Here is a 10998-nt window from a genome sequence, read left to right as displayed (position 1 = left end):
CGCCGACCTACGTCGGAAGCTTCATGACCCAATCCCGTTGAGCATCGGTGTCTGGGATTGGCAAACCTCTCGCCTTTTCGATTGCCGATAGCGCTGCAGAGGGAATGACGCCCCTGGCAATCAATATGGCGGCGGCCATGACAGAAGATCGACCGATCCCGGCTCGACAATGAATGGCGACCGTCTTGCTTTTGCCCGCCACCTCTGTCGCGAAACGCATGGCAAATCTGACATCGTCGGGTACACCTCGATCGGGAATGGGGAACGACAGAAATTCAATGCCGTTGTTCTCGCAGAGCGCTGCCTCCATGCCCAGCCCGAGATCGCCCACCTCGTCACGTTCCAACAGGCTGATGACGATCTCCACGCCTGAACGCTTCCAATGCGCGACCTCGTCTTCCAGCCAGTCACCTGCTCGCGGCCTCGCCATAATGGCAAGTTTGTATGGGCCAGCAGCCTCGATCCAATAGAGTTCTGAGTGCACTTGTCCGATTAAACCTGGTGCCCCCGACCTTTGCAAGACGCAACCAAACCTGGCTTTTCATCGATCCGGAAACAGGAAGGTGCCGGCAATGCGTCGTCGCCAGGAGGGCACGAGAGCGGAGCGGACGACGGTTGCCTGTTCGTAGGCGTGAATGAAATGCCGCCCGCCGCAGAGGATGCCGGCATGCTTGGCGGCACAATCCGGCCGCCAGCGGAACAGCACGAGATCGCCCGGCGTGCCTTCGCTTATCGGGATCGGTGGCCCGAAATGACGGATCGCGGCGTTCATCAGCCGCTCCTCCCCGCTCCGTTCCGCCCAGTCGCGGGCATAAGGACCGGGCAGCTCCGGCTCGCGACCATAGAGTTCGCGCCAGATGCCCCTGACAAGGCCGAGGCAATCGCAACCGACCCCCTTGGTGGAGCCCTGATGGCGATAGGGCGTGCCGATCCAGCTCTCGGCGATCGAGAGTACCTGTGCCTGAATATGCTCGCTCATGGAAACAACGGACTCCCGTCATGGAGGCTGATGCCGTCGGCATAGGTGTAGGCGAAATCGGCGCCGGGCATGTGGGGAAAACCGCGGAAATTCTGAGGGTTGGCGAATTTCGCGCGGCAGGTCGCAAAGGCCTTGTCGCAGCCGGCGATCAGTACGATGCGGTCGCCGACATCAGGCATGGTGTCCAGCGGCAGCCAGAGCGTTACCTGCAGTCCGGCGGATGTCGCTGAATGACTATCGATATCCGCGGAAAGCCCCGCATTCGCGCCCTCAACGAAGGTCAGCTTGCCATGCGCGAAGAAGTCAGCCGCGACGTCGCCTGTGCCTGACAGAACAAGCCGCGTCGTGTCGAGCACCGCCGCGACGGCGCCTTCGGCCCGATACTGCGGCAAGTTCAGATCGATGCCGCATCTAGCATCGCCGAGGACCGCGTTGCAGCGCCTGGCATAGATGCGCCCCTGCGGCTCGGAAAGCCTTGCCGCAAAGCTGCGCAGCTCGGCCTGGAACTGGCCGGTCTGCCGCGTCACTTCGCCGATCTCCTGCACCTTGAGCAGCAAATGCTGGTCCGGCGCCGCCCAGTTGACGAGATAGACCTCGACGCGTGCGCCATCGTAAAGCCCGGCGTTCAGATCCGCCTCGGTGATCGCATCATGAGAGAAGCCTCCGGCGACATTGCTGGTCGCGGCCGGCAATCCCGCCTCTTCCTCACCGTCGCTGGCGGAAAAGCCGCTTGCGGCCAGGAACTGCGTGCCGACGAAGCTGAGGTCATGGTCATGTTCAGTGAAGCCGAGTACAGCGCCGTCGCGACGCAAGACGCGCCAGCAATGACAGAGCGTCGTCGCATCACCGGAAAGATGTGCGGCCAGATCGGGATCGATCGCTCTCAAGGGATGATCTCCATCAAGGGAATGGACGGGATACGACCGGCATTAAAGGCCGAGAGGTTGATATCGATGCGGTCGATAGCGAAGCGCACGGGGACATCGAATTCGAAACCGGCGGTGATGGTGTGGCCAGCCGGTGGGATAGCGATTGGCTGGAAGGTGACGATCCCCGTTGACGGATCGCAGGCGACATTGGCCGCCGGCTGGATCACGCCATTGACTGCGACGATCACGGAACTGGCAACCGGCTTTGCGATTGTGCGCACGGCGCGCCCATCGGCGTCGCCATAGGTTTTCGCAAGCTGGAAGCCCGTGGTTGCTCCATCGCCCGTCCCGATCACCTGATCCAGCGCCGTCACTGGCGCGCCGGGGCGGCCGGAGGCGAAATCGACCGGATCGCGGAAACGAAAGCCATAGAGTTCGCCGCTGCGCGCCTCGAAAAATTCCAGGACGTCGTAGAGATCGGCGACCGAGCGGATGCCCGAACCGGCATCATAGCTGCGACGAGCGTCCCGCCAGCGGCTGTTGCGGCTCTCCCGGCCATTGGACAGATTGACGATATCGGTACGCCTGATCGGGCCGCCCGATGTCGCCAGCGACAGGCGCAGGGGAAAACGGACCTCGTGAAACCCTGATGCCATGGATGTCTCCTCAGAGATTGCGCTGGCCGCGCATCGCCGTGCGCGCCAGCATGGCCGAGATCTGCGCTTCGCTCTTCTGGAAGCTCTGCGCATCCGGCGTCGAGACGTTGAAGACGATCTGCTGCGATCCGCCGCCTGATGTCGCGACACCGAGCGAACCGTCCGAGCCGCGCCTCAATGGCAGGACGGCTTCGGTTCCCGCCTCGCCCATCAGGCCGAGATCGCCACCCATCGGGAAATAGGTCGGCGAGGAGACTACCCCGCCGTCGGCAAAAGCCGTCACCCGCCCCGGCACGCCGCCCTTGGCGAAGGTGAAGAGATTGCCGATGCCGCTTGTAAGGCTCGTCACGCCGCTGCCGATTGCCGTTTCGAGCGGTTTCAGCCCTGCCGAGAGCGCTATATCCGTCAGGCGATTTCCGAGGCTTTGCAGGACGGTATCGAGGCTCTTGCCGCCTGTCGTCGCAGAGGTCAGCGCGCTCGCCAGCGCAGAGCCGAAGGAGCGGGAACGGCTGTCGAGATCGTCGAGGGTTTGCTTGAGCGTATCCGCCTGTTCCGTGGTGGCGGAAAGGTCGGTGTCTTCGGTGGGCATGGTGTGTCTCCAGATGTGGCCGATGTTATTTCGCGCCGCCCCCCACCCTGGCCCTCTCCCCGCATGCGGGGAGAGGAGACGTGCCCCATGCAACGTTCGCGAGGGAGGAAAGGCAGGCGGATGAGGGGCGCCGCACAACGCTACCGATCCGGAAACCGCTCCATCATCGCCCGCAATACCTGCCGATCGAGCCTCGCAGCCCTCGGCGACAATCCGCCGGCCATGGTGTGGAATTCGATCGGGGTCATCGCCCAGAAAGTCTCAGGCGGAAGCCGCATCCGCTCTTCCCGGCCATTTTTAACCGAAATTTGCTCTTTAATATCAATCACTTATTATATTTTAATCATGCCTAACTACACATCCGGACCTATTGAATATCCTAGTGTAACCCGTGGGCGATCCGGGTCGGCTCGTGGCGAGAATATCGCATAGATGAGCTTGGGAGCCCGACTTTGTTTTGGAGCGGTGGCGAAGTGGCGTGCCGCAAGGACGAAACAGGGCATCGCAACGCGATTGCTACGCCTTTCGATCCCTAAAGCTCCGGAGTAATCGGATCTCGCAGGTATAAGGTGCGCTGATTTAGCATGCCAAATCAGCACAGAGCCTCGTGGCCTTTGCGTCGGCCAGTCCGATGATAGCTGCCGCATCATTTGTAAGAGCTTGCGTCATCCCGGCAAACCCATATTCCGAAAATAACCTGGCATATTCGATCGCCATAATCCAATCACGTAGAGAGATTTTCCCTTCATCTGTCCCCGGCAGGAGGAAAATCCGACTTCCCACGGTAAATGCCGGTGCATTACTAAACGGCTGAGGGACAAGGTCACTATTTTCGAGAACTGAAACAGTCAGGGATTTGAGAAATTGTTCTTGATAAGTATCGTGTGTCGTGAGCACGCTAACCACAGGCGCCGGCAATGGTGTTTGAGGCGTCGGCAGCAAAAGTAACTTCTGGTAGTTATTTTCGCCAGGCTCACCTTTCAGTGCTTTGCATTCAGCGACAGCTTTGCTCTTTGCTATCTCACACGATAGCTTTTCGCTCGCCTTAGACGCCTCGCATTGCGCCTTTTGGGCCACGCCGGCCGCTTCCATTGCAGCATTCTGACTTGCCTTGGCGGCCTCACAGGCAGGATCGTTTCCTCGCTGAATACAGCTCCCGGTCAAAGGATTTTTAAGCAAACAAACGTAGCAGTTTCGGGTGACTGGCTGAAAGGAAGGGGCTGTGCAATCCCGATTCGGCGTGCAGTCCCTGATTGGGTTGCAGAATTGATCAACAAATCCGTCATTTCCGACCGCCGCAGTGGTGAGCATGAACACACTCGCCAAGATCGCCAGCAGAGGACGCATTTTCATTTGCTGCACTCCTCAACTGCATCAGTGGCCTTTTTAGCCGTCTCGTCAGCAAGCGACTTCTTCTTCGCGAGGTCTGCCACTTGCTGCTTTCCCGTTTCAATATCGACAATTATGTCCGCAGTTGCAGGGTCTTTTTGTAATCGCGCTAATCTTATGTTGAGATCAATTATATCACTTTGAAATACACGCGATTGCTCCTCGTTATCCACTCGCTGTATTGTGGCCCCCAGGAAGCATTGGATGCGGGCAACATATACTTTTGTTGCAAACGTCGAATAAATCCAAATACAACCGCCGATGAAAAAGACTATAATGCTTATGATTTCTTTATATTCGTTCAATTTTGAAAGAAGCTCTTTACCTTTTTTTGCCTTTCCGTCAGATTCGTCTTGTCCATCTGATGTTTTTTCATCGCACGCTTGCTCCGACCCAGTCTCCGCTGCAGACGGGGTGGTGATTGCCGCGGACTTCTTTGAGACTGGATCGTCGTTGGGTTTTTGATCCTCTGGTTCCATCCGACGGCAGATCCTCCCCAAGCGAACATTTACGACGACGTACTTTCGGAGCAGTGGCAGATCGGAAATAGCCGAGTCGAAAAGCCCAATTCCGATCAACTGAAGAGCGCGCGGTAAGCGCAAGTGTAGTATAGTACAACCACAATTCAGGGTCTAGAATGAGACCCAAGAAATCTACGATTGGCGGGTCGCCGGAACTCGGATTTTATTATTCTAAGGCCAGTGAACACGCCTCGCCAAAGTATCAAGCCACCTGCAAAGTATGCGAAAACTTAATCGTCTAAAATGGCTTCGACTTAGGCCCGTTATATTAAGCACGATATCATGGCGGAAACAAAACCGATCCGGATTGTGAAACGCAAGCTTCAGCGCCGAAAGGCTCGGGAAGAACACGTCTATTATGTAATCGCGATCAACGACTGGGAATGGAGTTATTCGTTCAGTTCTAACCACATGAAGGATCGGCACGAACTCTATAACGAGTACCGGCACCTGCATCTGATAGGGAAACTGCTGCGGCCCTCACAGACGAAGGTGGAGACGGTGCGCCTCACATTCCTTCCCAATGACGCCTACAACCGTGATCAATGGGACCGGCAGGTCAGAGCGTACGTGGGTACGATTAGCCTTTATCGCAGTCATATGGATGGGTTATTTTCGCTACCATCGGATATATTGCCAAATCTACTGACCATGTTGACGGCGGACAAGATAAGATTCGCTGTACTTCATGGCGCGAAGCTTCACCGCGGCCGGGCTGATATAACAGGCTTTCGCCTGGAGAAGAGCGTTAATGACGACGACCTTCCGCCGGAGGGCTGACAGCAGAGCATCAGCCGTTGCGATTGTGGTCGACGCCGAGAGGGCAAGCGAAGGCTGGGAAATCGATTCACTCAATGAACTGAAACCGCAGGCACCAGGATTCGAGCGTATGATCTGCGGCGGTGGTTATAGGTTTTATTCTAATTCAGACGGGGCTGCGCCCGATATGCGCCAAGCTCGTGGATAAGCCTTGGCTCACCTAGAAAACAGATAACTCCCACTTACGAGTGTGGTGTACCCGAGCACAGCGATCGAGCACGCCACGATCGATGAAATCACAGCCAAAGCCGACAGCCTCGCGATGCGATAGATCGGTTCGCCGCTCTTTACGCGTTTCCATTCTGCTTTCAAAACAGCATTGGTTTCGACGACTAGACGCTTCTGGAGCACATTTAGGGCACTCGGATCGCCTACCGAACCGCCGTTCCCATTTCGGAAGAAAAATGCCTCAATTTCCTCTATGGTGTCCAATATCCGCTTTGATGTGTGTTCCTCGGGATTTAGGCGAAGCCGAATCTTTCCCGTTACGTCGTTCAACCCCAACAGATCGTCCTTCGTATCAGCCCAGGCGTCTTTCACGTCTTTCCACGGTACACGACTTGAACCGTGCAAGGAATTGATCCTAGCAATCAAATTCGCGATGTCGTTCCGTAATTCGTCTATCCAGTTCTGCCTAAACTCCGATATCTTTTGCTCCTTGGAAATAATTAATCCAATAAGAGAGACCGTGCCTGCGATCAGTGAAGCGAATACGGCTCCTGCCGCGGCTGCCGGAATGCTGAGCATTGACCACTCTCCATAGGGACTGTTGCGTCGATCCGATTACATCCAGCACGGTTAAAGGTCTGTGTCGCACTTTAAGGTGCCTGCTTAGATTTATGGCAATGCTAGATGCATGTACGACCGTCGTGAGACGGCTTCTACAAGCTTTGGCGAGACCGCTGATCTTCCATCGACTCATCGAACAGTGTAACCCCAGTCGGGGAAAGCATTGAAATGATGGGGCTCTATCTACATGGCGGGTTCAGTGAATAAGAAATCCAACAAAGCCGACCGCGCAGTCACAGACGACGCGGAAGTCCTCGGACCGCAAAATGAAGCCGAGATGGATGAAGCACTGGTCGACGAAGCGGGGGCGGTGGCAACTGGGTACCTCAAAGACTTCATAAGCGGACTACAGGTTCGTGCGACACCGGAGGAAGTTCAAGCCACGCAGGTGTTCTCTCGTCGCCTGGTGGAGGATTTTGGCTACCCAAAAAGCTACATCATTACGCGTCCACAGTTCAGAGTGAGCCGTCGGCCTTCCGATGTCAAAAAGTCTTATCCGGTAGACATTGCTGTATTTTCCAGCGAGAGTCGCCTGGAGAATGATTGCATTATGATCGTCGAGTGCAAGTCCGAGTCTGAAAAGACCGGAAGAAAACAATTGGAGATGTATCTTACTCTTTCTGACGCTTATATTGGCGTATGGTTTAACGGAAAGTCGCACCTTTATATTCACAAATACTATGACAACGGAAAGGTAATATTCAAAGACCTTCCAACCCTTCCAAGATTTGGCCAGAGGGTCGAGGATATTGGACTATACAAGAGATCTGATCTGGAAAAGAGCGCAAGTCTAAAGGCCGTTTTCCGGGATATTCGTCATCACCTTGCTGGCAATACTGTAGGTATCACTCACGATATTCGCCTCGCCCATCAGATTATAAATGTCCTTTTTTGCAAGATTTATGACGAAACAACCAAAGGGCCAGATGAGCTAGTTGAGTTCCGTGCCGGCGTGGATGAAGCTGCCCGCACTGTCAGAGATAGAGTTCTTGATCTCTTCTCAAGCGTTAAAACTCGCTTCAATGACGTTTTCGACCCAACTGAAACGATCGAGTTAGATGAAAAGTCGCTCGCATACGTCGTCGGGGAGTTACAGCCGTATTGCATCACCGAGTCGGAAAGAGACGCCGTTGGCGACGCCTTCGAAGTATTCATGGGTCCAGCACTTCGTGGAGAGGAAGGTCAGTTTTTTACGCCCCGCAACGTTGTGAAAATGATCGTCGACATTGTTGATCCCCAACCAGAGGAGTTGGTAATCGATCCTGCTTGTGGCACGGGAGGCTTTCTTGTCACAGCTCTCGACCATGTGTGGAAGGTACTCGACGCCTCAGGCACCAAGCGAAAGTTCTCTCCCGAAAGAATACGCGAAGAACAAAGGCATGTGGGTGCGCGATATTTTCGGGGGATTGAGAAGGATACCTTTCTAGCGAAGGTTGCCAAGGCCTACATGGCAATCCTTGGAGATGGACGCGGCGGTGTCCATTGCGCGAGTTCCTTGCATCCCCCAGGTGAATGGCCTCCCCTGCTACGTGAAACGGTTAAGCTGGGAACGTTTGATGTAGTGCTAACGAACCCGCCATTTGGAGCAAAGATACCGATCAAAGGAGTGGACACGCTGAGGCAATTCACCCTAGGATTCAAGGCGAAGCGAGACAAAGATACCGGCAAGTTTGTTTGGACAGACAAATTGCACGACAAGCAGCCACCTCAAATACTGTTTATCGAGCGATGCCTTCAATTACTCAAGCCGGGCGGTCGAATGGGTATCGTTCTTCCCGAGAGCGTGCTCGGAATGCCAACTTACACGCATATCGTTCAGTTTTTGCGGGAGCGAGTGCGCATTGTGGGTGTCGTATCAATGCCCGACGAATTATTTCAGCCTCATACGCACGCAAAAACAGCCGTGCTGTTCGTCCATAACAGTCCGCCAAGAAAAGACGATAAGACTTTCATGAGCGTAGTCGAGTGGTGCGGACATGACTCGCGCGGCAACCCTACCGTGAGAATTCACCCCGATGGAAGAGAAGAACTCCTTGACGATATCCCCAACGTGTCAAGTGAATTCAAGCGTATTATGGGTAATCCTTTCAAATGAGACGTGAAGTACAGACTGGCTTTACGGTCCCCACGGATCAGATTGTCAATAACATTTTCATCCCTCGCTACTATGATCCGAGAATAGCCGGCGATCTTGAAGATCTATCAGGCTTCGATCTCGTGACATTGAAGGAGCTAGTGAGCAGCGGAGCTGTCCAGCATACGCATGGCAGTTACGTGCCGAAAATGCATTATGGCACAGGGCCTTATCCATATGTTCGAACCAGCGACTTCGCGAATTGGGAATTAAAGTCTTCGCCAAAGCATGGCGTTTCTGAAGACGTATTTGCTGTTTATTCAGCAGACCAAGATGTCAGACCTGGCGACATTCTGTTCGTTCATGAGGGAACCTATTTGATCGGCTCAAGTGCAATGGTCACGCACTTTGACGGTCCGATTTTGTATCAACATCACCTCGCCAAATTTAGAGTGCCCGAGGGAGGATCGTTTTCGAGTTGGTATTTACTTGCCGCTTTTAGCTCTCCGATTGTCCAGAGGCAGATACGGGCAAAGCAGTTTTCAGCAGACATAATCGATTCGGTCGTCGGCCGATTGGAAGAGATAGTGATCCCCATACCTCGCTCTTCGGAGTATCACGATCGAATTGCGGATCGGGTGAAAAGGGCTGTCGAAGGGCGTGCCGAGCTAAGGGAGCAGCTATCTCATTTTCTATCGACTCTCGAAGCGGCATTTGCAGCATCAGATACGATGATCGCAGTTCATGCCGCTTCCAAATGGCGACCTAATCCTCAGGCTTACGCTGGCCGACCGACGTTTCTCGGCGGTCGCAGCTCAAGCATATCTTTCGAATGCAAAGCCGAGGAGATTTCAGATAATATACTAATACCAAAATACTATGATCCTACGATCAACGCTCATCTGCGAACGCTCAGCACTTCATGCGACTTGCTGACGATCCAGGAACTGATTGATAGGGACTTAATATCACTTAGCACCGGCGATGAGATCGGAAGACTCGCTTACGGATCCGGAAAGATTCCATTCGTTAGAACCTCTGATCTTGGGACCTATGAACTTAAAACTGATGCGAAGCACGGCATAAGTGAGACCGTTTGGGAGCAATTCGAAGAATCGCAGAATGCCCAGCAAGGCGATATTCTTCTCGTCCGAGATGGCACTTATCTCGTCGGTTCATCAGTGATGGTAGATCAGGCAGATTTGCCGCTGTTGTTCTGTGGAGGCATAAACAAGCTCAGTTTCCCACAACCACAATTACTATCGTCAGCTTTGTGCTACGCTTTGCTCAATATTCCAATTGTACGCAAACAGATGCGAAATAAGCAGTTCACGAGGGATGTTATTGATACCCTGGGCCATCGACTTCGAGAGGTAATACTACCAGTCCCGCGGGATGCTGGTGTGCGAGAGGCGATCGGAGCATACGTCTCTGAGGTCTGCAAAGGGCGCGTTCAATCAAGAGTTGAGCTCGCTAAGATATGTGAGGAGCTTTTTGGCATCGCAGCAGAAGCCTGATCGACATGCTGAACGATATTGTGGCTGACCAGGCCCGCAGCAGGATGGTGGCGCCGGCAACGACACAGCTCATCAGATAATCGTTCTGTGTACTCGCGACACTGAACTGTGAGCGTCCGGTGAGCTGTTTTTGCTGATCGGGTAAATCAGGCGATGTTCTGGCATTAGAACCAGCGTTAGTGCTGACATTAATACCAGAACAAAGAGGTTTCATGGCTCGCATAGAGATCATGTCCGGTACCGAGCGCAGACGGCGTTGGTCGGACGAGACGAAGCTGAGGATACTTGCGGAAGCTGATGAGCCCGGTGCTCGCATTGGCGATGTGGCGCGCCGGCACGACATTCATCCGGGCCAGATCCGCTTGTGGCGGCAATCATTCAGCTATGCCGATCGGCCGACGGTGTTCCTCCCGGTGGAAGTCACCGAGGAGGTTGGCGTAAGCCAGCCGTCCACCGCAGCAACGAGGCCGGCGATCGTCGAGATCTTGCTTCGAAACGGTCGGAGCTTGAAGGTTCCGGTTGACGTTGAGTTGAAACTGCTTGGCCCACTCGTCGCTTGCGTGGAGGCGGCATGATCGGGCCATCGGGGAATGTACGGGTCTATCTGGCCTGCGGAGTGACCGATATGCGGCGTGGCATCGATGGCCTATCGGCGCTGGTCGAAACGGTCGTGAAGGAGGCGCCGGGCTCGGGCGCGATCTTCGGCTTCCGCGGAAAGCGCGCTGACCGGATCAAGCTTCTCTGGTGGGACGGCCAGGGGTTCTGCCTGTTCTACAAGATTTTGGAGCGCGGATAC

Annotated in this window: 14 protein-coding genes; 5 read left to right on the top strand and 9 right to left on the bottom strand. The window is 54.6% G+C overall.

Features of this window, described 5'->3' with window-relative positions; all coding sequences use genetic code 11:
- Positions 1-7 precede the first annotated feature (7 nt).
- The 8 genes from DTW90_RS14390 to DTW90_RS14355 all read right to left on the bottom strand — a co-directional run bounded on the left by DTW90_RS14390 (position 8) and on the right by DTW90_RS14355 (position 4961).
- Positions 8-430 carry a protein-tyrosine phosphatase family protein gene (locus DTW90_RS14390; protein ID WP_149339168.1) on the bottom strand — a complete coding sequence of 141 codons (423 nt, stop codon included), beginning with the start codon at positions 428-430 and terminating at the stop codon, positions 8-10.
- Positions 431-541: 111 nt separating this feature from the next.
- Positions 542-979: an NlpC/P60 family protein gene (locus DTW90_RS14385; protein ID WP_149339166.1), complete on the bottom strand. Its 438-nt coding sequence runs from the start codon at positions 977-979 to the stop codon at positions 542-544.
- The gene (locus DTW90_RS14380; protein ID WP_149339164.1) at positions 976-1866 is read right to left on the bottom strand and encodes a DUF2163 domain-containing protein; all 891 of its coding nucleotides are present in this window, start codon (positions 1864-1866) and stop codon (positions 976-978) included. Before DTW90_RS14380 ends, DTW90_RS14385 begins: the two co-directional genes overlap by 4 nt.
- Positions 1863-2504, bottom strand: coding sequence for a TIGR02217 family protein (locus DTW90_RS14375; RefSeq protein ID WP_149339162.1), 642 nt, complete (start codon positions 2502-2504; stop codon positions 1863-1865). Before DTW90_RS14375 ends, DTW90_RS14380 begins: the two co-directional genes overlap by 4 nt.
- Positions 2505-2514: 10 nt before the next feature.
- Entirely contained in the window at positions 2515-3093 is a 579-nt protein-coding gene (locus DTW90_RS14370) for a phage tail tape measure protein (protein WP_149339160.1), read from the bottom strand.
- Between the two features lie 140 nt (positions 3094-3233).
- Entirely contained in the window at positions 3234-3371 is a 138-nt protein-coding gene (locus DTW90_RS14365) for a phage tail assembly chaperone (protein WP_149339158.1), read from the bottom strand.
- A gap of 301 nt (positions 3372-3672) precedes the next feature.
- Positions 3673-4446 (bottom strand): hypothetical protein, encoded by a 774-nt coding sequence (locus tag DTW90_RS14360; protein ID WP_149339156.1) that lies wholly within the window; start codon positions 4444-4446, stop codon positions 3673-3675.
- A complete protein-coding gene (locus DTW90_RS14355) occupies positions 4443-4961 on the bottom strand; it encodes a hypothetical protein (protein WP_149339154.1) in 519 nt (172 codons plus the stop codon). Before DTW90_RS14355 ends, DTW90_RS14360 begins: the two co-directional genes overlap by 4 nt.
- Positions 4962-5285: 324 nt before the next feature.
- Here DTW90_RS14355 and DTW90_RS14350 point away from each other — a divergent pair, with 324 nt between their 5' ends.
- On the top strand, positions 5286-5783 hold the full coding sequence (locus DTW90_RS14350; protein WP_149339152.1) for a hypothetical protein: 498 nt from the start codon (positions 5286-5288) through the stop codon (positions 5781-5783).
- Between the two features lie 195 nt (positions 5784-5978).
- Here DTW90_RS14350 and DTW90_RS14345 read toward each other — a convergent pair whose 3' ends face one another.
- Entirely contained in the window at positions 5979-6569 is a 591-nt protein-coding gene (locus tag DTW90_RS14345; RefSeq protein ID WP_149339150.1) for a hypothetical protein, read from the bottom strand.
- A 241-nt stretch (positions 6570-6810) separates the two neighbouring features.
- On the opposite strand from DTW90_RS14345, the gene DTW90_RS14340 reads away from it, so the two are divergent.
- The 4 genes from DTW90_RS14340 to tnpB form a co-directional block, all read left to right on the top strand.
- The gene (locus DTW90_RS14340; RefSeq protein ID WP_188079949.1) at positions 6811-8706 is read left to right on the top strand and encodes an N-6 DNA methylase; all 1896 of its coding nucleotides are present in this window, start codon (positions 6811-6813) and stop codon (positions 8704-8706) included.
- Positions 8703-10202 carry a hypothetical protein gene (locus DTW90_RS14335; protein ID WP_149339146.1) on the top strand — a complete coding sequence of 500 codons (1500 nt, stop codon included), beginning with the start codon at positions 8703-8705 and terminating at the stop codon, positions 10200-10202. Before DTW90_RS14340 ends, DTW90_RS14335 begins: the two co-directional genes overlap by 4 nt.
- 212 nt (positions 10203-10414) lie before the next feature.
- Positions 10415-10777 (top strand): transposase, encoded by a 363-nt coding sequence (locus tag DTW90_RS14330; protein WP_132528677.1) that lies wholly within the window; start codon positions 10415-10417, stop codon positions 10775-10777.
- On the top strand, positions 10774-10998 hold a 225-nt coding region (tnpB, locus tag DTW90_RS14325; RefSeq protein ID WP_149339144.1), incomplete at its 3' end, for an IS66 family insertion sequence element accessory protein TnpB. The genes DTW90_RS14330 and tnpB, both read left to right, overlap by 4 nt.

Origin of the sequence: Neorhizobium sp. P12A (assembly GCF_008365395.1) — a bacterium.
Lineage (GTDB): Bacteria > Pseudomonadota > Alphaproteobacteria > Rhizobiales > Rhizobiaceae > Rhizobium.
This window is presented reverse-complemented; position numbering and strand designations above follow the sequence as displayed.

Excerpts from the sequence above, each read along its gene's own strand:
- DTW90_RS14390 (WP_149339168.1), bottom strand. The coding sequence starts at position 430 with ATGGCGAGGCCGCGAGCAGGTGACTGGCTGGAAGACGAGGTCGCGCAT.
- DTW90_RS14385 (WP_149339166.1), bottom strand. The coding sequence starts at position 979 with ATGAGCGAGCATATTCAGGCACAGGTACTCTCGATCGCCGAGAGCTGG.
- DTW90_RS14375 (WP_149339162.1), bottom strand. The coding sequence starts at position 2,504 with ATGGCATCAGGGTTTCACGAGGTCCGTTTTCCCCTGCGCCTGTCGCTG.
- DTW90_RS14370 (WP_149339160.1), bottom strand. The coding sequence starts at position 3,093 with ATGCCCACCGAAGACACCGACCTTTCCGCCACCACGGAACAGGCGGAT.
- DTW90_RS14365 (WP_149339158.1), bottom strand. The coding sequence starts at position 3,371 with ATGCGGCTTCCGCCTGAGACTTTCTGGGCGATGACCCCGATCGAATTC.
- DTW90_RS14360 (WP_149339156.1), bottom strand. The coding sequence starts at position 4,446 with ATGAAAATGCGTCCTCTGCTGGCGATCTTGGCGAGTGTGTTCATGCTC.
- DTW90_RS14355 (WP_149339154.1), bottom strand. The coding sequence starts at position 4,961 with ATGGAACCAGAGGATCAAAAACCCAACGACGATCCAGTCTCAAAGAAG.
- DTW90_RS14350 (WP_149339152.1), top strand. The coding sequence starts at position 5,286 with ATGGCGGAAACAAAACCGATCCGGATTGTGAAACGCAAGCTTCAGCGC.
- DTW90_RS14345 (WP_149339150.1), bottom strand. The coding sequence starts at position 6,569 with ATGCTCAGCATTCCGGCAGCCGCGGCAGGAGCCGTATTCGCTTCACTG.
- DTW90_RS14335 (WP_149339146.1), top strand. The coding sequence starts at position 8,703 with ATGAGACGTGAAGTACAGACTGGCTTTACGGTCCCCACGGATCAGATT.
- DTW90_RS14330 (WP_132528677.1), top strand. The coding sequence starts at position 10,415 with ATGGCTCGCATAGAGATCATGTCCGGTACCGAGCGCAGACGGCGTTGG.